General features: G+C 71.1%; 18 protein-coding genes and 1 riboswitch. Of the genes, 5 read left to right on the top strand and 13 right to left on the bottom strand.

All coding sequences use genetic code 11. The features are described 5' to 3' along the window. The first annotated feature begins 41 nt into the window (after positions 1 to 41). Together BJ975_RS14665 and BJ975_RS14660 are read left to right on the top strand one after the other, a co-directional pair. On the top strand, positions 42 to 1,439 hold the full coding sequence (locus BJ975_RS14665) for an NAD-dependent succinate-semialdehyde dehydrogenase (RefSeq protein ID WP_179427251.1): 1,398 nt from the start codon (positions 42 to 44) through the stop codon (positions 1,437 to 1,439). Between the two features lie 312 nt (positions 1,440 to 1,751). Next, entirely contained in the window at positions 1,752 to 7,784 is a 6,033-nt protein-coding gene (locus BJ975_RS14660; RefSeq protein WP_179427249.1) for an Ig-like domain-containing protein, read from the top strand. 57 nt (positions 7,785 to 7,841) lie between these two features. Here the strand turns inward: BJ975_RS14660 and BJ975_RS14655 are convergent, their stop codons facing one another. From BJ975_RS14655 to BJ975_RS14625, 7 genes are all read right to left on the bottom strand, one after another. Continuing rightward, positions 7,842 to 9,185, bottom strand: coding sequence for a nitrogen regulation protein NR(II) (locus BJ975_RS14655; RefSeq protein ID WP_179427247.1), 1,344 nt, complete (start codon positions 9,183 to 9,185; stop codon positions 7,842 to 7,844). A 60-nt stretch (positions 9,186 to 9,245) separates the two neighbouring features. After that, positions 9,246 to 11,222 (bottom strand): ABC transporter ATP-binding protein, encoded by a 1,977-nt coding sequence (locus BJ975_RS14650; RefSeq protein WP_317628260.1) that lies wholly within the window; start codon positions 11,220 to 11,222, stop codon positions 9,246 to 9,248. Between the two features lie 4 nt (positions 11,223 to 11,226). Next, positions 11,227 to 11,517, bottom strand: coding sequence for a YbaY family lipoprotein (locus BJ975_RS14645; RefSeq protein ID WP_179427245.1), 291 nt, complete (start codon positions 11,515 to 11,517; stop codon positions 11,227 to 11,229). Positions 11,518 to 11,611: 94 nt separating this feature from the next. Next, the gene (locus BJ975_RS14640) at positions 11,612 to 12,025 is read right to left on the bottom strand and encodes a hypothetical protein (RefSeq protein WP_179427243.1); all 414 of its coding nucleotides are present in this window, start codon (positions 12,023 to 12,025) and stop codon (positions 11,612 to 11,614) included. A gap of 148 nt (positions 12,026 to 12,173) precedes the next feature. Further along, positions 12,174 to 14,327, bottom strand: a complete 2,154-nt coding sequence (locus tag BJ975_RS14635; protein WP_179427241.1) for a heavy metal translocating P-type ATPase — start codon at positions 14,325 to 14,327, stop codon at positions 12,174 to 12,176. Then, entirely contained in the window at positions 14,327 to 14,554 is a 228-nt protein-coding gene (locus BJ975_RS14630; protein ID WP_179427239.1) for a heavy-metal-associated domain-containing protein, read from the bottom strand. Before BJ975_RS14630 ends, BJ975_RS14635 begins: the two co-directional genes overlap by 1 nt. 5 nt (positions 14,555 to 14,559) lie before the next feature. Continuing rightward, entirely contained in the window at positions 14,560 to 14,853 is a 294-nt protein-coding gene (locus tag BJ975_RS14625) for a metal-sensitive transcriptional regulator (RefSeq protein WP_179427237.1), read from the bottom strand. A 93-nt stretch (positions 14,854 to 14,946) separates the two neighbouring features. Between BJ975_RS14625 and BJ975_RS14620 the strand changes: the two genes are divergently transcribed. After that, positions 14,947 to 15,375, top strand: a complete 429-nt coding sequence (locus BJ975_RS14620; protein WP_179427235.1) for a PaaI family thioesterase — start codon at positions 14,947 to 14,949, stop codon at positions 15,373 to 15,375. Positions 15,376 to 15,425: 50 nt separating this feature from the next. Beyond that, positions 15,426 to 15,513: riboswitch (ZMP/ZTP riboswitch) on the top strand. Between the two features lie 51 nt (positions 15,514 to 15,564). Then, the gene (gene serA, locus BJ975_RS14615) at positions 15,565 to 16,809 is read left to right on the top strand and encodes a phosphoglycerate dehydrogenase (RefSeq protein ID WP_179427233.1); all 1,245 of its coding nucleotides are present in this window, start codon (positions 15,565 to 15,567) and stop codon (positions 16,807 to 16,809) included. Here serA and BJ975_RS14610 read toward each other — a convergent pair. The 5 genes from BJ975_RS14610 to BJ975_RS14590 all read right to left on the bottom strand — a co-directional run bounded on the left by BJ975_RS14610 (position 16,802) and on the right by BJ975_RS14590 (position 21,199). Further along, the gene (locus BJ975_RS14610; protein ID WP_179427230.1) at positions 16,802 to 17,605 is read right to left on the bottom strand and encodes a Sir2 family NAD-dependent protein deacetylase; all 804 of its coding nucleotides are present in this window, start codon (positions 17,603 to 17,605) and stop codon (positions 16,802 to 16,804) included. The two genes, serA and BJ975_RS14610, sit on opposite strands and share 8 nt — an antisense overlap. Beyond that, complete coding sequence (locus BJ975_RS14605; protein ID WP_179427228.1) at positions 17,602 to 18,126, bottom strand: hypothetical protein; 525 nt, start codon at positions 18,124 to 18,126, stop codon at positions 17,602 to 17,604. The genes BJ975_RS14610 and BJ975_RS14605 overlap by 4 nt, the downstream gene beginning before the upstream one ends. A 71-nt stretch (positions 18,127 to 18,197) precedes the next feature. Then, positions 18,198 to 18,722 (bottom strand): DUF1697 domain-containing protein, encoded by a 525-nt coding sequence (locus tag BJ975_RS14600; protein ID WP_179427226.1) that lies wholly within the window; start codon positions 18,720 to 18,722, stop codon positions 18,198 to 18,200. A gap of 45 nt (positions 18,723 to 18,767) precedes the next feature. After that, on the bottom strand, positions 18,768 to 20,789 hold the full coding sequence (locus tag BJ975_RS14595) for an oxidoreductase (protein WP_179427224.1): 2,022 nt from the start codon (positions 20,787 to 20,789) through the stop codon (positions 18,768 to 18,770). After that, positions 20,786 to 21,199 (bottom strand): nuclear transport factor 2 family protein, encoded by a 414-nt coding sequence (locus tag BJ975_RS14590; RefSeq protein WP_179427222.1) that lies wholly within the window; start codon positions 21,197 to 21,199, stop codon positions 20,786 to 20,788. Before BJ975_RS14590 ends, BJ975_RS14595 begins: the two co-directional genes overlap by 4 nt. Before the next feature lie 33 nt (positions 21,200 to 21,232). Between BJ975_RS14590 and BJ975_RS14585 the strand changes: the two genes are divergently transcribed. Beyond that, a complete protein-coding gene (locus BJ975_RS14585; protein WP_218845954.1) occupies positions 21,233 to 21,460 on the top strand; it encodes an SCO4848 family membrane protein in 228 nt (75 codons plus the stop codon). Here the strand turns inward: BJ975_RS14585 and BJ975_RS14580 are convergent. Then, positions 21,429 to 21,968 (bottom strand): PadR family transcriptional regulator, encoded by a 540-nt coding sequence (locus BJ975_RS14580; protein ID WP_179427218.1) that lies wholly within the window; start codon positions 21,966 to 21,968, stop codon positions 21,429 to 21,431. The two genes, BJ975_RS14585 and BJ975_RS14580, sit on opposite strands and share 32 nt — an antisense overlap. Positions 21,969 to 22,042: the final 74 nt, after the last annotated feature.

Below are 22,042 nucleotides of genomic sequence, written 5' to 3'. Positions count from 1 at the left end.
GACAGGTCGAAGGGTTCTCGCGTGCGGGGTAGCGTCGACACATGACCCACCAGCTCTTCATCGCAGGACAGTGGCGCGACGCCGAGGGCGGCGCGACGTTCGAGGTCGAGAACCCGGCGACGGGGGAGACGCTGGCCACGGTGGCCGACGCCTCGGCCGCCGACGGCCGGGCCGCGCTCGACGCCGCCGTGGCCGCGCAGGCCGACTGGGCGCGCACGGCCCCGCGTGATCGTGGCGAGATCCTGCGGCGGGCGTTCGAGATCATCACCGAGCGCACCGACGAGCTGGCCGAGCAGATGACCGCCGAGATGGGCAAGCCCGTCAGCGAGTCCAAGGCCGAGATCGCCTACGGCGCCGAGTTCTTCCGCTGGTTCGCCGAGGAGTCCGTGCGGATCGCGGGCCGGCACTCGGTCGCGCCGAACGGCGCCACCCGCCTGCTCACGCTCAAGCAGCCGGTCGGGCCGTGCCTCATGATCACGCCGTGGAACTTCCCGCTGGCGATGGGCACCCGCAAGATCGGCCCGGCGATCGCGGCCGGCTGCACGATGGTGGTCAAGCCGGCGTCGCTCACGCCGCTCACGATGCTGACCCTGGGCGAGATCCTCACCGAGGCGGGCCTGCCCGACGGCGTCCTCAACATCGTCACCACGAAGAGCACGGGCGAGGTGATGGAGCCGATCATCCGTGACCCGCGGCTGCGCAAGCTGACCTTCACCGGCTCCACCGAGGTGGGCCGCACCCTGATCGAGCAGGCGGCCGAGGGCGTGCTGCGCGTCTCGATGGAGCTCGGCGGCAACGCCCCGTTCCTGGTCTTCGAGGACGCCGACCTGGAGAAGGCGGTCGACGGCGCCATGCTGGCCAAGATGCGCAACATCGGCGAGGCCTGCACCGCGGCCAACCGCTTCATCGTGCACGAGTCGCTGGCCGAGGAGTTCTCGCGGCGCTTCGCCGAGCGGATGGAGCAGGCCGAGGTCGGTCCGCTGGTCGAGGCGAAGCAGCGCGACAAGGTGGCCGAGCTCGTCGACGACGCGAAGGAGCACGGTGCGCAGGTGCTCACGGGCGGCGAGGTGCCGGCCGGCGCGGGCTACTTCTACCCGCCGACGGTGCTCACCGGCGTCCCGACCGAGGCCCGCGTCTGGCGCGAGGAGATCTTCGGCCCGGTCGCGCCGATCTTCACGTTCACCGACGACGACGAGGCGCTGCGGATGGCGAACGACACCGAGTTCGGCCTCGTGGCCTACGCGTTCACGCAGAGCTACTCGCGCGCCATCAAGGTCTACGAGGGCCTCGAGACCGGCATGGTCGGGATCAACCAGGGCGTCGTGTCTAACCCGGCCGCGCCGTTCGGCGGGATGAAGGCCTCGGGCTTCGGTCGCGAGGGTGGCGACGAGGGCATCGAGGAGTACCTCGAGACGAAGTACGTGGGTCTCGCGCCGTAGCCGCCAGCGTCGCCGACACGCGACGGGTGGTTCTGAGTGCGCCTCCTGTGACTCGTGTGGTGTGCGTCATGACACTTTGGTCCTGATGGTGTAGTTCTTTGGGACCCTTTGAGGATGGTCTTCGCCGACCGCGCCCCGAAAACACCATCAGCACCCTCTGTCACAGGTAGCGTCCCGGGCGAGCGGATCCTGAGGGAGTCGGATCGCGCTCCTTCGGGGCCGCGGCAATGACGGTCCAGGTCGCGCCGGACGGTGCGATCTCGCGCCTTCCTGCGTGCTCTGCATCTCCCGCCCGAGAGGTCTCGTATGTCCATGGCGTTCCGCCTGCGCAGCCGACTGCTCACCTGTGCCTCAGCCTTCATGCTGATCGCCCTCAGCCTCGCCGGGACCATGACGGTCCTGGCGCCCGCACCGGCCGCGGAGGCGGCGCCGGCGCCGGCGTTCGACTGCACGGTCCCGCGCTTCTTCGCCCAGGCGGAGGAGCCGGTCGGCACGGTGAAGCTCAACTCCGGCTCGTACACGACCACCGGCGGCTCGCAGTGGAGCCAGATCGGGTCGAACTTCACCGGTCAGAACGTGTTCAACGGTCTGGCGTTCAACCCCACCGACGAATACCTCTACGGCACGTTCTACGGCCAGACCTCGGGCACCAACATCCGCGGCTCGTTCGCGCGCATCAACCGCTCGGGCGTCGTGACGCCGCTCGGCGATGCGAACACCGCCCTGGGCGCACCTCCCAGCACCCTGTGGGACAGCGGCGAGTTCGACGCCGACGGCAACTACTACGTGGCCTCGGGCAACGCCGGCACCACCACGATCCAGAAGATCGCCGGCCTGAAGAACGTCACGAGCGCCACGAGCACCCCGCGCCCGACGCGCACCACGATCACGCTGTCGCAGAGCATCCGCTTCGCCGACCTGACGTTCCTCAAGGGCTACCTGTGGGCCGCGAACTACGGCCAGTCCTCCACGCTCTACCGGATCAACCCGACCACGGGTGCGGTCACGAGCTTCGCCGTCCCGACCGCGGTCATGCCGACGAACTCCTACGGCTCGGCGTTCACGATGACGAACGGCAACCTCGCCCTCATCGCGACCAACGGCTTCATGTACCAGATCGCGATCCGGAACGCCGACCAGGCGTCGCCCACCTTCGAGCTGATCAGCCGCGTCACCGCGCCGGCCAACCAGCGCAGCGACGCGACGAACTGCTCCACCGCGCTCCCGTCCAAGCTCAGCGTGACGAAGACCGGCCCGGCCACGGTCGTCGTCGGCAACCCGATCACGTGGCGCGTCGTCGTGAAGAACGAGGGCCCGGGCAACACGTCGGGCTTCGTCCTCAACGACATCCTCCCGAACGACCTCGCCAACCTCTCCGTCACCAGCACGGACACGTCGTGCGTCGTGACCGGCACGACGCAGAAGATCGCGACCTGCAACGGCGGCTACCTCGAGGTCGGCCAGGAGGCGGTCGTCACCGTGCGCGCCACCGCGCCCTCGACCCCCGGCCCGCTGATCAACCGCGCCTACGCGATCGGCAACGAGGATCCCGATCCCGCGCCGCCGACCTCGGCCGAGACCCAGGTCGTCATCGCGACGCAGGTCGACGTCCCGGCCACGGTCACCGACAGCTCGAACGGCACGTACGACCGCACCTCGGTCCAGGGCGGCACGATCGCCTACGCCGGCGGTCGCTACACGTACACGCCCCCGGCGGGCTACTCCGGACCCGACTCCTTCACCTACCGGACCTCGGACGGCACGCTCGTGACCGTCATCATCAACGTCACGCCCGAGGCGGACCCGGACAGCCGGTCCACGACCGTCGGCACCCCGGTGACGATCACGGCGGGCGCCCTCGAGGCGCTCGGCCAGGGCTCGGGCCTCACGCTGCACGCCGTGGGCGGCGCCCAGAACGGCACCGTCAGCCTCGACGCGGGCGTCGTGACCTTCCGCCCGACCGCCGGGTTCTCCGGCACCGGCAGCTTCACGTACACGCTCCGCGACGCCTCCGGCCAGGACGTCACCCAGACGATCACCATCACGGTCGCGAACGTCTTCAGCGACGAGAGCGCGGTCGAGGACGGCGTCACGACGCCGCAGAACACGCCGAAGCGGATCCCGCTGGCCGACCTGGTCTCCGCGTCGGGCCGCCCGCTCGACCCGACCCGCGTGACGATCCCCAGCGGTCCGGCGCACGGCACCGTCAGCGTGAACCCGACGACGGGCGAGCTCACCTACACGCCCGCCGCCGGCTTCATCGGCGACGACGAGTTCGAGGCGCGCGTGTGCGACACCTCGGACCCGGCCCAGTGCACCACCGTCACGATCGCCGTCACGGTGACCCCGAACGTCGTGACCGCCGAGGACGACTCGGCCACGACGTCCGTCGAGACGCCGCGGACGATCAACGTCCGGACCAACGACACCAGCGCCTCGGGCCAGCCCTTCGCGGCGCCGACCGTGACGACGGATCCCGCCCACGGGTCGGCCGTGGTGGAGTCCGACGGCCGGATCACCTTTACGCCCGCCGCGGGCTTCTCGGGCGTGGACACGTTCGAGTACCGCGTCTGCGACACGTCGACCCCGACGGCGATCTGTGACACCGCCACGGTGACCGTCACGGTGACGAACGTCTTCGCCGAGGAGACCGCGGCCGAGGACGGCGTCACGACGCGCCAGAACACGCCGAAGGACATCCCGCTCGATGACGTGGTCTCCGCGACCGGCAAGCCGATCGACCCGACGACGGTCACCGTCGCGAACCAGCCCGCCCGCGGTGAGGTGACGGTCGACGAGACCACGGGCGAGCTGACCTACACGCCGGAGCCCGGCTACGTCGGTGCCGACGAGTTCCGGGTGCGCGTCTGCGACACCTCGGACCCCGCGCAGTGCACCACCGTCACGATCTCCGTCACGGTCACCGCCAACACGGTGACGGCCGTCGACGACGAGGCCACGACGTCCGTCGAGACGCCGCGGACGATCAACGTCCGGACCAACGACACCAGCGCCTCGGGCCAGCCGTTCGCGGCGCCGACGGTCACGACCGCGCCGGGCCACGGCTCCGCGGTGGTGGAGTCCGACGGCCGGATCACGTACACGCCGGCCGACGGCTTCTCCGGCGTGGACACGTTCGAGTACCGCGTCTGCGACACCACGACGCCGACCGCCGCCTGCGACACGGCCACGGTGACCGTCACGGTCGACAACGTCTTCGTGGACGAGACCGCCGTCGAGGACGGCGTGACCACGCCGCAGAACACCGCCAAGGACATCCCGCTCGACGACGTCGCGTCGGCGACGGGCCGTCCCCTGGACCCGACCAAGGTCACCGTCCCCGGCGCCCCCGCGCACGGTGACGTGACGGTCGACCCGGTCACGGGCGAGCTGACCTACACCCCGGATCCGGGCTACTCCGGTGACGACGAGTTCGACGTCCGCGTGTGTGACACGTCGAGCCCCTCGCAGTGCACCACGGTCACGATCACGGTGACGGTCTCGGCCAACACCGTGGGCGCGGTCGACGACACCGCGACCACGTCGGTCGGCACCTCCGTGCCGGTGCTGGTGCGCCAGAACGACACCTCGGCCTCGGGCCAGGCGCTCGCCCTGCCGTCCGTGACCTCGGAGCCCGAGCACGGCACGACCTCGGTCACGATCGACGGCCGCGTCGTCTACACCCCGGACGCCGGCTTCTCGGGCGAGGACACGTTCGAGTACCGCGTGTGCGACACCTCGACGCCGACCGCGGTGTGCGACACCGCTTCGGTCACGGTCACGGTCACGAACGTGTTCGCCGGCGAGACGGCCGTCGAGGACGGCGTGACCACGCCGCAGAACACGGCCAAGGACATCCCACCGGCCGACGTGGTCTCCGCGACCGGCCAGCCGCTCGACCCGACCAAGGTCACCGTCTCGGACGAGCCGTCCCACGGTGAGGTCACGGTCGACCCGACCACGGGCGAGCTGACCTACACGCCGGACGACGGCTACACCGGCGACGACGCGTTCGACGTCCGCGTGTGCGACACGTCCGACCCCGTCCAGTGCACCACCGTCACGATCTCCGTCACGGTGGGCGCGAACACGGTCACCGCTGACGACGACACCGCCAGGACGACGGTCGAGACGCCGCGGATGATCAACGTCCGCAGCAACGACACCACCGCCTCGGGCCAGTCGCTCGCGGCGCCGACCGTGACGACGGATCCCGCCCACGGCTCGGCCGTGGTGGAGTCCGACGGCCGGATCACCTACACGCCGGCCGACGGCTTCTCGGGCGAGGACACCTTCGAGTACCGCGTCTGCGACACGTCCACGCCGACCGCCGTGTGCGACACCGCCACCGTCACGGTGACCGTCGACAACGTCTTCACCGACGGGACCGCGGCCGAGGACGGCGTCTCGACGCCGCACAACACCGCGAAGACGATCGACCTGGACGACGTCGTCTCCAGCTCGGGCCGTCCGCTGGACCCGACGCGCGTGACCGTCCCCGGCGCTCCCTCGCACGGGACCGTCACGGTCGACCCGACGACGGGCGAGCTCACCTACACGCCGGCCGCCGGCTACACCGGTGCCGACGAGTTCGAGGTCCGCGTGTGCGACACCTCGAGCCCGGTGCAGTGCACGCTGGTCACCGTCACGGTGACGGTCGGCGCGAACACGGTCACGGCCGCCGCCGACGAGGCCTCGACGTCCGTCGAGACGCCCCGCACGATCGACGTCCGGTCGAACGACGACAGCGAGTCGGGCCAGTCGCTCGCGGCGCCGACCGTGACGACGGATCCCGCTCACGGCTCGGCCGTGGTGGAGTCCGACGGCCGGATCACCTACACGCCGGAGGACGGCTTCTCGGGCGAGGACACGTTCGAGTACCGGGTCTGCGACACGTCCACGCCGACCGCGGTGTGCGACACCGCCACGGTGACGGTCACGGTCGACAACGTCTTCGCCCCGGAGACCGCGGTCGAGGACGGCGTCGCCACGCCGCAGAACACGCCGAAGGACATCCCGCTGGGCGACGTCGTGGATCCCTCGGGCAAGCCGCTCGACCCGACCACGGTCACGATCCCGAAGGATCCCGAGCACGGTGACGTGACGGTCGACCCGACCACGGGCGAGCTGACCTACACGCCGGACCCGGGCTACTCGGGCACGGACGAGTTCGAGGTCCGCGTCTGCGACACCTCGGTCCCGGCCCAGTGCACCACCGTGACCATCGTGGTCGAGGTGTCCGAGAACGCGGTCGCCGCGGCGAACGACTCGGCCACGACGACGCTCGCCACCGAGGTGCTCGTCGACGTGAAGGAGAACGACGACTCGGCCTCCGGCCAGGCGCTCGCGGACCCGGTGGTCATCACGGCCCCGGCTCACGGCGAGACGCGCGTCGAGGCCGACGGCCGCATCGCCTACACGCCGGAGCGCGGCTTCTCGGGCGAGGACACGTTCGAGTACCGGGTGTGCGACACGTCCACGCCGACCGCCGTGTGCGACACCGCCACGGTGACGGTGACCGTCACGAACGCGTTCACCAACCAGCCGGTCGCCGCCGAGGGTGCCGAGACCGACCAGGACGAGGCGCTGACGGTCCCGCTGGCCGACATCGTGACCTCCGAGGGCGCGGCGCTGGATCCCCGCTCGGTGGGTGTCGTCGGGCGTCCGGCCCACGGTGAGGTCGCCGTCGACCCGGAGACCGGTGCCGTGACCTACACGCCGAACGACAGCTACTCCGGCAGCGACGCGTTCGACCTGGAGGTGTGCGACGCCTCGCGTCCCACGCAGTGCCACACGGTCACGATCCCCGTGACCGTCCGGGTCAACGCCGTCGAGACGGGTGACGACAAGGCCACGACCATCACGGGTCGCCCGGTCGTCATCGCGGTCGAGGACAACGACACCAGCCGGACGGGTCGCCCGCTCACGGCCGCGCGGATCACCACGCAGCCCGAGCACGGCGTCGCGGAGGTCCTGGCGGACGGCACGGTGCGCTACACGCCGGCCAAGGGCTTCGTCGGCACGGACTCGTTCGAGTACGAGCGCTGCGACGACTCCACGCCGACCCCGGTCTGCGACACGGCCACCGTCACGGTCGACGTCACCGCCGATCCCGATGCGGTGGACCAGGACGGCGACGACACCGACGGCGCGACCGACGGTGGCGACGACAGCCGTGGCGACGACGACGGTGACGAGGACGGCGCCGGCACCGACCGCGACCAGGACGCGCTGGCCGACACGGGCGGTCCCACCGCCGCGATCGCCGCCCTGGGCGTCGTCGCGCTGGGTCTGGGCCTCGGCCTCACCGGCGCCGCACGCCGCCGCAGGGGCGAGTCCGCCTGAGCCGCACGGAGCCCGTCACGACCTCGGTCGTGGCGGGCTTCGTCGTGTGCGGGGGACTCAGCTGCCCTGGGCGGTGTCGTGGCCGTAGGCGTCGGACACGCGGCGCACGAACGCGGCGGGGGACTCGCCGGGCACCGGCTCGTGGAGGGTCACCTCCATGTCGAGCCCGAGGTCGTCGACGGGCACCGTCACCGTCAGCACCTCGAAGCTCTCGTCGATGAGCGGCGAGACGAAGGTCCACGTGTCGAGGCGGGCCCACTCGACGTCGGGGAAGCCGCGATCGGCGGCGCGCGCCTCCAGGCGTCGCGCGATGAGGAACATCGCCTCGTCGGCGCGTCGCGGGCCGCGCGGCACCACGACGACGCGGATCACCGGGGTGCCGTCGACGGCGGCCGCCCGCACGGTCTCCAGCGCCGCCTTGCGGCCGAGGGTCTGCGTGGCCGGGTCGTGGCCCTTGAGCACACCGGACACGGTGGGGAAGGACGAGCTCTCCAGCGACGAGCGCACGGGCCGGAACATCAGGACGAGGTCGCCGCCGCGGGCGAGCGGGTCGACCGCGTGGACCGACAGCGCCGTGCGCAGCTCGGCGCCCTGCACGTGCAGCGACACCGTGGATCCGTCGGAGAAGTGCGAGGGCATCGACAGCGCCTGGGCGAGGTCCATCCCGTGCGAGGCGGTGCGGCCCATGAGGCGCAGCAGGCTCGCGGCCGGGCCGTTCCAGTCCTGGAGCATCCCGGCACGGTCGATCACGAAGATGAAGACGCCGATCGAGTCCATCAGGCGGTCGGCGCGCGACGCCGACCGCGACCACGCGGCGATGTGGCCCGTCGTCCAGACCATCACGAACGCCAGGCCCGAGATCGCCAGCGGGGTGAGGGTGGGGCGCAGGACCTGGAAGGTGATGATGAGGACGGCCGCGACCTCGGCGGCCACGACGACCCGGCGGACGTGCCGCGACGGGTCGTGCTGGCGGGTGCTGAGCGTGAGCACGCCGCCGCCGAGCAGGGTGAACGAGTACGCCAGGTGGACGACGTAGACCGGGCTGTCGTAGTAGTGGTCGCCGTCGGTGATGCCCACCGCCGGCACCATGCCGATGAAGCTCACCGCTGCGATCCAGACGGCGCCGATCCACAGCCACGGCGAGACCAGCCACCGGCCCTGGACCAGGCGCCGGCACGCGACGTAGAAGGCCACGGCGCAGACCTGGACGACGACGATGTTCGCGGCCACCAGGACGCTCGGGTCGGTGTCGCCGGGGCCGCGCATCGCCCGCAGGACGTTCCACGCGGCCGTCGCCAGCACGAGGACGACCACCGGGACCGACACCGACGGCCGGTGGTGCCGTACCGCCAGGACCGACAGCACCAGCAGTGCCGAGGTCACCAGGTAGGTGGCGGTCATGGAGTGGATTCTGGCAGTCCGCGGTGGCCGTGGCCACGACTTTGGTCCGTCCCGCTGGAATCAGAGGGAGACATCCGCACGCAGGTGCCCCACGGCTCCCAGCGGACGTGCCGCGGCGGGTGCGGGACGGTGCGTGGAGAACTGCTCGCGGTAGAGCCGGCCGTACAGTCCGGCCTCGTCGTCGACCAGCTCGGCGTGGGTGCCCCGCTCGACGACCTGGCCGTCGACCAGGCCGAAGATCACGTCGGCGTTCTGGATCGTGCTGAGCCGGTGCGCGATCGCGAGCGTGGTGCGGCCCGTGGTGGCGCGCTCCAGCGCCTCCTGCACGAGCCGCTCGGTCTCGTTGTCGAGGGCGCTGGTGGCCTCGTCGAGGATGAGGATGCGCGGGTTCTTGAGCAGCACGCGCGCGATCGCGATGCGCTGCTTCTCGCCGCCGGACAGCCGGTAGCCGCGCTCGCCCGTGACGGTGTCGTAGCCGTCCGGGAAGCCCATGATCCGGTCGTGGATGTTGGCGTCGGTGGCGGCCGCGACGATCTCGTCGGGCGTGGCCCCGGGCTTGGCGTAGGCGATGTTCTCGCGGATCGTGCCGTGGAACAGGTAGGGCTCCTGCGTCACCATGCCCACGCAGTCGGCCAGCGACGACAGCGTGATGTCGCGGACGTCGATCCCGTCGATCAGCACCTGGCCGCGGTCGACGTCGTAGAAGCGCGGCACGAGGTACGTGGCGGTGGTCTTGCCCGACCCCGAGGGCCCCACGATCGCGGCCAACTGACCGCCCTCGATCGTGAGCGACAGCGCGGACAGCGCCCACGCGTCGGCCTGCGCCGTGGACGTGGCCTCGATCTCGCCGGAGGAGTCGCCGAAGCGGTCCCTGGCCGTCTCGCCGGTGAGCGCGCGCGGCTCGGGGTAGCGGAACCACACGTCGCGGAACTCGATCCGGCCCTCCAGCTCGGACGGCTTCACGTCGCGCGCGCCGGGCCGGTCGACGATGGCGGGCTCGAGGTCGAGGTACTCGAAGATGCGGCGGAACAGCGCCAGCGAGGTCTGGACGTCGAGCGAGACCCGCATCAGCTGGAGCAAGGGCATCTGCAGCCGCGCCTGCACCGTGGTGAAGGCGACGAGGGTGCCGGCCGTGAGCGACGCGGAGTCGCCGGGGATCCGACCCGCGATGATGAAGCCGGCGAAGAGGTAGATGATCGCCGGGGTGATGGCGAAGAACGTCTGCACGGTGGCGAAGAACAGCCGGCCGGTCATCGCCTGCTCGACCTGCAGGCGGGTCTGCTCGAGGTTCGCGTCGCGGTAGCGCTCGGCCTCGGAGCGGCTGCGGTTGAACACCTTGGCCAGCAGGATGCCCGAGACGCTGAGCGACTCCTCGGTGATCGCGGTCATCTCCGAGAGCGACTCCTGCGTGCGTCGGGCCAGCTGCTGGCGGCGCCGGCCGACCTTCAGCTGCAGCCACACGAACAGCGGCATGAGGATCAGCGTGAGGATCGTCAGCTCCCACGACAGGATCACCATCGAGATGAACGCCGCCGTGACGGTGACGGTGTTCTGCAGGATCGAGGTGGCGGTGTCGGTGAGCACCGTGCGGACGCCGGCCACGTCGTTGGCCAGGCGCGACTGGATGGCGCCGGTCTTCGTGGTGGTGAAGAACGCCAGCTCCATCTTCTGCAGGTGCGCGAAGAGCTCGCTGCGCAGGTCGGCCATCGCCGAGTTGCCGATCGTGGAGGTCAGCCAGTTCTGCGCGATGTTGAGCGTGGAGGCCAGGATCGGCAGGGCGCACATGCCGGCGACGAGCCAGCCGAGCAGGCCGAGGTCGGGGCCGCCCTCGCCGAACAGGGCGTCGTCGAAGACCGCCTGGGTCAGGAACGGGACGATCGAGGTCAGCAGCGCCGACAGGACGACGATGACCGCGACGGCGGCCATCTTGGAGCGGTAGGGCCGCAGCAGGGCGGCGATGCGGCGCAGGACCGGGCGGTTGTTCGCGGCGATCTCGGCATCGCTCAGATGCGTGACGGCCGGGCCCGGTCGGGGCACGGCGTCAGTCCCCGATCCGGGTCAGGTCGATGGTCTCCAGGTCGGCCGGGACGAGCTCGAGGGTGCCCCAGGCGCCCACGTCGGTGCGCAGCAGCGCCCACACGAACAGGTCGCCCGAGACGACCTCGGGGTCGATCGCGACCTCGAAGCCCAGCGGCACGTGCTCGGCCTCGAGCGCCGTGGCGGCCAGCACCTCGCCGTCGGCGTCGACGACCTTGACCGTGGCGACCCCGCCGGGCGGGATGGCGATCTTCTCGCGCACGGACAGGGAACCGGAGACGGTCAGCAGGGGCATGCCGCCAGCGTAGTCCGGAGCGCCGACACACGCCGCCACGGACGACGACGCCGCGGAGCCCCCGAGGGGACACCGCGGCGTCGTCTGGTGCTGCTCAGCCGCAGAGCTCGTCGAGCTTCTCGCCCTTGGCCTGGATGTCGGTGGAGAGCGTGCTCATCTCCTGCGACACCTCCTGCAGCTTCTCGGTGTCCTGGCCGGCGGCCTTGAGGTCGGCGAAGGCGCCCTCGAGCTTGTCGAACTCGGCCGACAGATCGCCGATGGCGTCCTTGACCTCCTTGTTCTCCAGGTCCTTCTGCGTCTTCTTCAGCGCGTCGGCCATCGAGGCGATCGTGTCGGTCGCCTTGTCGCTGTCGGTGGGGTCGATGCCGCTCAGGTCACCCATCGCGTCCTTGACCTCCTTCTCGGCCACCTTGCAGGCGTCCTCGACGGACTGGCCGCCACCACAGGCGGAGAGTCCCAGGGTCAGGACCGCGGCGGCGAGTGCGGCGGCAGGCTTGCGAACGTTCATGTGTCCCCCTCGTCGGTGCGGCACCGACCCGATGCGGCGGCCGCGTTTCACCGACGATCGTGTCATGCGCGGCGCACGGGCGCGCCGTGGGCCTGCCCGAAACGCCACCATCCCCCCGGAATCGGGGGGATGGCGGCGGGGGAGCGGCTCAGCGCGCGAAGCGCCGCAGCCGCAGCGAGTTCGTCACCACGAACACCGAGCTGGCGGCCATCGCGAAGCCCGCGATCATCGGGCTGAGGAAGCCCAGTGCGGCGAGCGGGATCGCGGCCACGTTGTAGGCGAAGGCCCAGAACAGGTTGCCCTTGATCGTGCGCAGCGTCGCGCGCGACAGCTCGACGGCGGTCACCGCGGTGGCGAGGTCGCCGTGCACGAGCGTGAGGTCGCTCGCGGCGATCGCCACGTCGGTGCCGGTGCCCATCGCGATGCCGAGGTCGGCACCGGCCAGCGCGGCGGCGTCGTTCACCCCGTCGCCGACCATCGCCACGACGCGGCCCTGCTCGCGCAGCTCGCGGACGACGTCGAGCTTGTCCTCGGGCGTCACCTCGGCGTGCACCCGGTCGATGCCCACCTCGGCGGCGACCGCCGTGGCCACGCGCTCGTTGTCGCCCGTCAGCAGGATCGGCTCGAGGCCCAGCCGGCGCAGGTCGGCCACCGCCTGCCGTGACGAGTCCTTGACCCGGTCGGCCACGGTGATCGTGCCGAGCACCTGCCCGTCGCGCGAGACGGCGATGACGGTGCCCGTGCGGTCGGGACGGTCGGCGGCGCCGATCCAAGCGGGACGGCCCGCGCGGACGACGTGCCCTTCGACGGTCGCCTCGACGCCCTGCCCCGCGTGGTTGCGGAACTCCGACACCGGGAGCGGGTCGGCCAGCGTCGCGATCGCGCGTGCCACCGGGTGCTCCGAGGCGGACTCGACCGAGGCGGCCAGACGGCGCAGCTCGTCGGCCTCGACCCCGGACTCGGGATCGACGTGCGCGACGCTCATCGTGCCGGTCGTGATGGTGCCCGTCTTGTCCAGCACGATCGTGTCGATCGTCCGCGTGGACTCGAGGATCTGCGGCCCCTTGATCAGGATGCCCAGCTGGGCGCCGCGGCCCGTGCCGACCATGAGCGCGGTGGGCGTGGCCAGGCCGAGGGCACACGGGCAGGCGATGATCAGCACCGCGACGGCGGCCTCGAACGCGGCGATGCCCGGCGCGACCAGCAGCCACACCAGCAGCGTCAGCGCGGCCAGGACGAGGACGCCCGGCACGAACCACGCCGAGATGCGGTCGGCCAGCCGCTGCACCTCCGCCTTGCCCTCCTGGGCCTCCTCGACGAGGCGGGCCATCTGGGCCAGCTGCGTGTCCTGGCCGACGGCCGTGGCGCGCACGACGAGTCGTCCGGACTGGTTCACCGTGGCGCCCGTGACGGTGTCGCCGACCGTGACGTCGACGGGCACCGACTCGCCGGTGAGCATCGACTCGTCCACGGCCGACCCGCCCTCGACGACCTCGCCGTCGGTGGCGACCTTCTCGCCGGGACGCACGACGAACACGTCGCCGGCGTGCAGCTCCTCGATCGGGACCTCGACCTCACGGCCGTCGCGCAGCACCGCGACGTGCTTCGCACCGAGGTCCATCAGGGTGCGCAGGGCGGCGCTCGAGCGGCGCTTCGCGTTCGCCTCGAGGTAGTGGCCGGCGAGGATGAACGTCGTCACGACCGCCGCGGTCTCGAAGTAGTAGTGGCCGTGCTCGACCCCGTGGCCGGTCACGCCGAGCCACAGCTGGACGAGCGACCACACGTAGGCCGCGCCCACGCCGATGCTGACGAGGGTGTCCATCGTGGCGGCGCCGTGGCGCGCGTTCAGCGCGGCCGACCAGTGGAACGGGTAGGCGGCCCACAGCACCACTGGCGTGGTCAGCGCCAGCACGACCCACGGCCAGCCGGCGAACTGCAGCGCCGGGATCATCGAGATGGCCGTCACGGGCACGCTCAGGATCGTCGCGACCAGGAGGCGCTTCCGCATCGACTCGGCCGAGTGGAGGCCGCCGTGGGCGGCGTGACCCTCGTGGCCGGCGTGCGGGTCGTGGACCTGCGCGGTGTAGCCGGTCTTCTCCACGGTCTCGACGAGCGCCTGCGGGTCGACCCCGTGGTGGGCGTGCACCGTGGCCTTCTCGGTGGCGTAGTTGACGCTCGCCTCCACGCCTTCGAGGCGGTTCAGCTTCTTCTCGATGCGCATCGCGCACGAGGTGCAGCTCATTCCGCCGATGTCGAGGCGGTAGGTGGTGGTGGGGTCCGCCTCGGTCTCGTGCGTGGTCATCAGACCAGCGGCAGGTCGCGCGGACCCGCCAGCGCGTAGCCGGCCTCGTCCACCGCGGACGCGACCTGCGCCTCGTCGAGCGGACCCTGGCTGGTGACCGTGACGGCGCCCGACGCCACGTCGACCGCGACGTCCTCGACGCCGTCGAGCGCGGTGATCTCCTGCGTGACGGCCGCGGCGCAGTGGCCGCAGGTCATGCCGGTGACGGTGTAGGTGGTGGTGGTCATGGCTCTCAGCTCCTCACCAGACGCGCGATGGCGTCGGATGCTTCCTTGATCTTCTGGTCGGCCTCGGGTCCGCCCTTGGCCGCGGCGTCCGCGACGCAGTGGGCGAGGTGCTCGTCGAGCAGCTTCAGGGCGACGGCCTCGAGGGCCTTCGTGGTCGCGCTGATCTGGGTCAGCACGTCGATGCAGTAGGTGTCGGACTCGACCATTCGGTTGATGCCGCGGACCTGTCCCTCGATCCGCGCCAGTCGCTTGAGGACGGCCGCCTTGTCGTCGGCGTATCCGGGGTGCTCGTGGCTCATGGCTTCAACATACCCCTAGGGGGTACCCGTATCAAGCCCGAGTATGCGCCACTCGGTGACGCGGTGCGAGTCGGTCTGGCTAGAGTCCGGACCATGAGCGACATCCCCGGCCTGGACGGAGTGCTCGGCGTCGAGCACGTCGAGCTGACCCCCGACAAGGTGGTCGTCCGCTTCACGATCACCGACGACCACCTGCAGCCGTTCGGCATCCCGCACGGCGGCATCTACTGCGCGGTGCACGAGTCCACCGCCAGCATGGCCGGGCAGATCTGGCTGGGCACGAAGGGCGTCGTCGTCGGCACGAACAACTCCACCGACTTCCTGCGCCAGGCCCGCAACGGCGACACGATCACCACCACCGCCACGCCGATCCACCGCGGCCGCACGCAGCAGCTGTGGCACCTGGACTCGGTCAACCAGGACGGGAGGCTGATCGCGCAGGGGCAGGTCCGCCTGGCGAACCTCGACCAGGAGGTCCCGCCGGAGGCCGTCGCGGCCATGCAGGGCAACCTGAAGGACTGACCGCCTCCCGGACGCGATCGGGCCGACTGGCCCGAGCCGCTAGGATGGAGAGGTCCGCGCGCGACTGGCGTTGAGGTGGCTACCACCAGGGAGCCGCGGGCAGCACGACTTACGGGACCGTTCGCCTGGGCCCCGCGTCAGCCCGATCGACCGCTGACCCGGAGGCCACACACGATGACGATGATGAGCATGAGCTTCGACGTTCACGAACCGCTGACCACGATCGACGACCAGGACGTCAAGGTCCTGCTCCTCGAGAACATCCACGCCGACGGCGCGGACTTCCTGCGCAACAAGGGCTACCAGGTCGAGACGCGCAGCGCCGCGCTCACCGAGGACGAGCTCATCGAGGCGATCAAGGGCGTCCACCTGCTCGGCATCCGCTCGACGACCTACATCACCGAGAAGGTCCTGGAGAACGCTCCCGACCTGCTCGCGATCGGCGCCTTCTGCATCGGCACCAACCAGATCGACCTCGCGGCCACGAAGCGCCACGGCGTCGCCGTCTTCAACGCGCCGTACTCCAACACGCGCAGCGTCGTCGAGCTGGCGATCGCCGAGATCATCTCGCTCGCCCGCCGCCTGCACGAGAAGTCCACCGCCATGCACCACGGCGTCTGGAACAAGTCGGCCGCGGGCAGCCACGAGGTGCGCGGCCGCACGCTCGGCATCGTCGGCTACGGCAACATCGGCAGCCAGCTCTCGGTGATCGCCGAGGCCCTCGGCCTGTCGGTCGTGTTCTACGACATCGACGACAAGCTCGCGCTCGGCAACGCCAAGAAGTGCGCGACGATCGACGAGCTGCTGGCGATCGCCGACGTGGTCTCGCTGCACGTCGACGGCCGTCCCGGCAACGCGGGCCTGTTCGGCGACGAGCAGATGCGTGCGATGAAGCCGCGCTCGCTGTTCCTCAACCTGTCGCGCGGCATCGCGGTCGACACCGCGGCCCTGCGCCAGCACCTCGAGTCGGGCCACATCGCGGGCGCCGCGCTCGACGTGTTCCCGGTCGAGCCGAAGGCCCAGGGCGACCCGTTCGAGAGTGAGCTGCGGGGCGTCCCGAACGTCATCCTCACGCCGCACGTCGGCGGCTCCACCGAGGAGGCGCAGCAGGACATCGGCCGCTTCGTCGCCTCGAAGCTGCGCGCCTACGCCAAGGCCGGCACGACGAACCTGTCGGTGACGTTCCCCGAGCTCAACCTGCCGAGCGACCCGGCCCGTCACCGCCTCGCGCACGTGCACCACAACGCGCCCGGCGTGCTCGCCACGATCAACACGATCCTGGGCGACCACGGCGTCAACATCGAGGGCCAGCAGCTCGCCACCCGCGGCGAGCTCGGCTACGTGGTCACCGACGTCTCGGCCGAGGTCGGCGCCGACGTGCTCAAGGAGCTCGCCGCGCTGCCCGAGACCGTGCGCCTGCGCCAGCTCAGCTGAGCCGCTCCCCGGCCCGGAGCGACAGCCGCTGCAGCGTCTCGGCGACGCCGTCGTCGATGCGCACGTCAGCGAGCTCGTCGCCCCGGGTGGGGCCGCGGTTGATGATGACGATCTCGGTGCCGTCCTTCGCCGCGCGCCGGACGAACCGCAGCCCGCTCATCACTTGCAGCGACGAGCCCAGCACCACGAGCGCGGCGCCCTCGCGACCGGCGCGCTCGACGAGGTCGAAGCAGTGGTTGACCTTGGGCTTGGGCACCGACTCGCCGAAGAAGACGACGTCGGGCTTGAGCCGGCCGCCGCACTGGGTGCAGTCGGCGACGACGAACCCGGCCGTGTCCTCGAGGTCGACGTCGCCGTCGGGCGCGATCGTGACCTCCTGATCGGTCCAGCCGGGGTTGAGGGCGTCGAGCCGGGCCTGCACCTCGGCGCGGCTGGTGACGTCGCCGCAGTCGAGGCAGATCACCCGGTCGAGCCGGCCGTGCAGGTCGACGACGTCGAGCGAGCCCGCCTTCTCGTGCAGGCCGTCGACGTTCTGGGTGATGAGGCCGACCAGGCGGTCCTGGTGCTCGGCGAGGAAGCGGTGCGTGACGTTCGGCTCGGCGCCGCCCATCCGGCTCCAGCCGAGGTGGGCGCGCGCCCAGTAGCGCTGGCGATGGGCGGGCGTGGCGATGAAGTCCTGGTAGGTCATCGGCTGGCGCGGGACGGCGTCGGGACCCCGGTAGTCCGGGATGCCCGAGTCGGTGCTGACGCCGGCCCCGGTCAGCACCAGCCAGCGTCGGTCGAACCAGTCGCTCACCCGGCCCCCGGGCGGCGCCGGGCACCGATGTCGAAGGTGCGCTGCTCGAGCGTCGTGAGCCGCAGGTCGGTGGCCGCGAACCCGGCGCGCACGTCGTCGCGCAGGTCGGACACGCGCCGGTCGAGCGCGTCGAACCGCGCGTCCATCCCCGCGAAGCGGGTGTCGGCACGCGCCTCCGAGGCATCGAACCGCTCCTCGAACCGGTCGAACCTGTTCTCGAGGTGGTCGAAGCGCTCCTCCAGGCCGTCGAACCTAATCTCCAGGCGGTCGAACCTGTTCCCAAGCCGGTCGAATCGGGTGTCGGAGGCATCGAACCGCGCGTCGAACCGTGCCACGACGTCGTCGAGACGACGGTCGGCCGCCGTGAAGCGGGTGTCGGTCCGCACCTCGAGCCCCTGCGCGATCGTGACCATCTCGGCCCGCAGGTCGCGCTTCATCGTGGCGAGGTAGCCGAACAGCGCGACGGCGAACGCGGCGAATCCCACCCAGGTGATGGTCGACTCCAGGTCCATGACGGGCACTCCTCCAGTGTGACGGGTGCCGGTGACGATGTCAGCCCGCGAGGGCCCGGCGCATCCCGTCGTCCACAGGATCAGCCCTCGGTGAGCCCGATCAGCTTCTCCACGGTGTTGAGGTTGCGGGCGGTGCCGGGCACCGCGAGCGCGCGCCCGATGGAGGCGTCCTTCATCTGGGGTCGCCCGGCGCCGTCGGCGTACCGGATGTGCAGCTCGCGGCCGATGACCTCCCAGCGGTCGTCGCGGGTCTCGAAGGTCCGCGCCTTCGCGATCGCGGCGGCCGTCGGCTCTGCGGCGAGGAACGTGACGTAGGAGAACCGCTTCTCGACCACCTCGAACGGATGCGCCTCCAGAGCCGCGCGCAGCTCCGCGGGCGAACGGCTGATCGCCTCGCGGAAGAACCCGAAGCGCTCCTCGACGGCCTGCTCGAGCGCGCGGTCGAACGCCGCCGGGTCCTCGACGTCGACCAGCAGGTTCCCCGAGGCGATGTAGGTGGAGACGTCGCGCGCCCCGAGCCCCTCGGCGACCTCACGCAGCTCGGCCATCGGCAGCTTCGCGCCCCCGACGTTCACCGCCCGCAGCAGCACCACGCGCCTCGTCATGCCCTCAGTGTGCCGTCGGCGGTGGACAGATTCCCGGGGAAGCCGTCAGACCCGGGCCGCCAGCTCGGTGGCCTGCTTGATGGCCCGCTTGGCGTCGAGCTCGGCGGCGACGTCGGCGCCGCCGATGACGTGGACGGTGACGCCGGCGGCCTCGAGGGGCTCGACGAGGTCGCGCACGGACTCCTGCCCGGTGCACAGCACGATCGTGTCGGCGGGGATGACGCGCGACGCGGGGGAGTCCCCGTCGGCGCCGATCGTCACGTGGAGGCCCTCGTCGTCGATCCGGTCGTACCGGACGCCGCCGACGAACTCGACGCCGGAGTCCTTCAGCGTCGTGCGGTGCACCCAGCCGGTCGTCTTGCCCAGGTCCTTGCCGAACGTGCTGCTCTTGCGCTGCAGCAGGGTGACGGCGCGCCGCGGCGGGGCCGCCGTCTTCGTGGCCAGGCCGCCGCGCTCGAGGGCGGGATCGGTGACGCCCCAGCGGCCCATCCAGTGCTCGAGCGACTCGCCGGGCTCGTGCAGCAGGAACTCCGACACGTCGTAGCCGATGCCTCCGGCGCCGAGGACCGCCACGCGCTCGCCCGCGACGACCTGCTCGCGGATCAGCTGCTGGTACGTCACCACCGAGGGGTGGTCGACGCCCGGGATCTCGGGAACGCGCGGCTCGACACCGGTGGCGAGGACGACCTCGTCGAAGCCGCTGAGGTCCTCGACGGACGCCCGTCGGCCCAAGTGCACCGTCACGCCGCGGCGCTCGAGCATCACCGAGTAGTAGCGGACGGTCTCGGCGAAGTCCTCCTTGCCGGGGATCTGCATCGCGAGCCGGAACTGGCCGCCGATCTCGGGCAGCGCCTCGAACAGCTCGACCTCGTGACCGCGACCCGCGAGCTCGACCGCGGCGGCGAGCCCGGCCGGACCCGCGCCGACGACCGCCACGCGCTTCGCGCTCCGCGTCGGGAGCAGCACGAGCTCGGTCTCGTGGCCGGCGCGCGGGTTGAGCATGCAGCTCGCGCGCTGGTTCTTGAACGTGTGGTCCAGGCAGGCCTGGTTGCAGGCGATGCACGTGATGATCTCGTCGGAGCGGCCCTCGGCGGCCTTGTTGACGAAGTCGGCGTCGGCGAGCAGCGGCCGCGCCATCGAGATGAGGTCGGCCTCGCCGGCGGCCAGGATCGCCTCGGCCTGTTCGGGGGTGTTGATCCGGTTGGACGCCACGACGGGCACGCCCACCTCGGCCCGCAGCTTCGCCGTGACCCACGTGAAGGCGCCGCGCGGCACGCTCGTGACGATCGTGGGGATGCGCGCCTCGTGCCAGCCGATGCCGGTGTTGAAGATCGTGACGCCCTCGGCCTCCAGCGCCTGCGCGAGCTCGACGGTCTCCTCCCACGTCTGCGCCTGGTCGACGAGGTCGAGCAGGCTGATGCGGTACTGCACGATGAAGTCCTCGCCGACGAGCTCGCGCGTGCGGCGCACGATCTCGATCGGGAAGCGCATCCGCTTCGCGGCCGAACCGCCCCACGCGTCGGTGCGGTCGTTCGTGCGCGCGGTGAGGAACTGGTTGATGAGGTAGCCCTCGGAGCCCATGATCTCGACGCCGTCGTAGCCGGCGCGCTGGGCCAGCGCCGCCGTCCGAGCGAAGTCGCTGACGGTGCGGTCGACCTCGCGCGTCGACATCGGCGAGACCTTGAACGGCGTGATCGGCGACTTCACCGACGACACGCCCTTCTTGAAGGGGGAGTAGCCGTAGCGCCCGGCGTGCAGGACCTGCAGCGCGATCTTGCCGCCGTGCTCGTGCACCGAGTCGGTGACGAGCCGGTGCTTGTCGGCATGGCGCTTGCGCGACATCTCCGAGCCGAACGGCAGCAGCCAGCCTCGCCAGCTGGGCGCGAAGCCGCCCGTGACCGACAGCGCGACGCCGCCCTTGGCGCGCTCGGCGAAGTAGGCCGCGAGCTTCGGGATGTCCTTCGCGTGGTCCTCCAGGCCCGTGTGCATCGAGCCCATGACCACGCGGTTGCGCAGCGTGGTGAAGCCCAGGTCGAGCGGGCTCAGCAGGTGCGGGAACTCACTCACCGCTGCCGCTCCGTGAACGCGATCGCGTCGGCCTCGATCTGCGGGAACTGCGCGGCCATCGCCTCCATGAGGGCGGTGGCGCCCTTCATCGGGCGGACCATCACGGTGAACTCGGTGATGAGGCCCTCGTCGTTCGTCGTGATGAAGTCACACCCGTTGATGGTGGTGTCGCCGATCCGCGTCTCGAAGACGAGGGCGCTGCGGTTGCCCTCCTCGATGGAGCTGACGTAGTGGAGGTCCTCGAAGACCCGCGCGACCCCGTTCAGGATCGCCGTGGTGATCGCCTTGCCGGGGTACGGCTTGTGCGCGACAGGGCTGCGGAAGACGACGTCGTCGGCCAGCAGGTCCTCGACGCCGGCCAGTGAGCCGGACTCGATGCTGCTCTCGACGAGCTCGCGGAAGGCCTTCATGGGCGGTTTCCCTTCGGTTGGGAGGATGGGGTGGTGATCGGAAAGCTCGCGTCCTGGCTGCTCATCGCGGCCGGCGTCTTCAACGTCGTCATCTGGCCCCGGTTCTTCAAGGCGATCGTCGACGACGACCGTGCGTGGGGCGGGGCGAGGTGGCAGGAGCCGACGTCGTTCTTCTGGGTGCACCTCGTGCTGATCGGCACGGCGATGACGCTGGGCGTGATCGTGCTGGTCATCGGGATTCGCGCCCTTCGAGGGCAGTGAGGATCTCGTCGCACCACGCGATGCCCTGGTGCTCGCCGACGATGCCGCCGCGCAGCGCGAGCCACGAGCCGAGGTCGGCGCCCTCGAGGGCGGAGGGGTCGGGGTAGAAGCGGGCCTCGCTCGCCTCGTACTCGGCGAGCCGCTCCACGTGGGCGGCGCGGCGGTCGCGGGTGTCGGCCAGGATCGCCTCGGGGTCGCGGAAGGCCCGCAGCTTGACGGCGAAGTCGCTGCGGAGGGCTTCGCGACCGCTGCGCTCGGCGGCCCAGCGGTCGAGCTCGGCCTCGCCGGCGGCGGTGATCGCGTAGGTGCGCTTGTCGGGCCGGCCGTCCTGCTCCTGGAGCGTGCCCTCGACCCAGCCGGCCTCCTGCATCCGCGCCAGCACCTTGTAGATCTGCTGGTGGCTGGCGGGCCAGAAGAAGCCGATGGACGCGTCGAAGCGCCGGGCGAGGTCGTAGCCGCTCGCGGCGCGCTCGGTGAGCGACACGAGGATCGCGTGGTCCAGGGCCATGGGCGGGAGCCTAGGGCGCCCAACGCCCATATGCAACGAGGTTCATAAGAGTCCGCTGGGCAAGACCGGGTCTC

The sequence above is a fragment of the Aeromicrobium tamlense genome (assembly GCF_013408555.1).
Taxonomy (GTDB): Bacteria; Actinomycetota; Actinomycetes; order Propionibacteriales; family Nocardioidaceae; genus Aeromicrobium; species Aeromicrobium tamlense.
The sequence above is the reverse complement of the archived record's forward strand: the minus strand, read 5'-3'. Positions and strand labels throughout refer to the sequence as shown.

Excerpts from the sequence above, each read along its gene's own strand:
- BJ975_RS14665 (WP_179427251.1), top strand. The coding sequence starts at position 42 with ATGACCCACCAGCTCTTCATCGCAGGACAGTGGCGCGACGCCGAGGGC.
- BJ975_RS14660 (WP_179427249.1), top strand. The coding sequence starts at position 1,752 with ATGGCGTTCCGCCTGCGCAGCCGACTGCTCACCTGTGCCTCAGCCTTC.
- BJ975_RS14655 (WP_179427247.1), bottom strand. The coding sequence starts at position 9,185 with ATGACCGCCACCTACCTGGTGACCTCGGCACTGCTGGTGCTGTCGGTC.
- BJ975_RS14645 (WP_179427245.1), bottom strand. The coding sequence starts at position 11,517 with ATGCCCCTGCTGACCGTCTCCGGTTCCCTGTCCGTGCGCGAGAAGATC.
- BJ975_RS14640 (WP_179427243.1), bottom strand. The coding sequence starts at position 12,025 with ATGAACGTTCGCAAGCCTGCCGCCGCACTCGCCGCCGCGGTCCTGACC.
- BJ975_RS14635 (WP_179427241.1), bottom strand. The coding sequence starts at position 14,327 with ATGACCACGCACGAGACCGAGGCGGACCCCACCACCACCTACCGCCTC.
- BJ975_RS14630 (WP_179427239.1), bottom strand. The coding sequence starts at position 14,554 with ATGACCACCACCACCTACACCGTCACCGGCATGACCTGCGGCCACTGC.
- BJ975_RS14625 (WP_179427237.1), bottom strand. The coding sequence starts at position 14,853 with ATGAGCCACGAGCACCCCGGATACGCCGACGACAAGGCGGCCGTCCTC.
- BJ975_RS14620 (WP_179427235.1), top strand. The coding sequence starts at position 14,947 with ATGAGCGACATCCCCGGCCTGGACGGAGTGCTCGGCGTCGAGCACGTC.
- serA (WP_179427233.1), top strand. The coding sequence starts at position 15,565 with ATGAGCTTCGACGTTCACGAACCGCTGACCACGATCGACGACCAGGAC.
- BJ975_RS14600 (WP_179427226.1), bottom strand. The coding sequence starts at position 18,722 with ATGACGAGGCGCGTGGTGCTGCTGCGGGCGGTGAACGTCGGGGGCGCG.
- BJ975_RS14590 (WP_179427222.1), bottom strand. The coding sequence starts at position 21,199 with ATGAAGGCCTTCCGCGAGCTCGTCGAGAGCAGCATCGAGTCCGGCTCA.
- BJ975_RS14580 (WP_179427218.1), bottom strand. The coding sequence starts at position 21,968 with ATGGCCCTGGACCACGCGATCCTCGTGTCGCTCACCGAGCGCGCCGCG.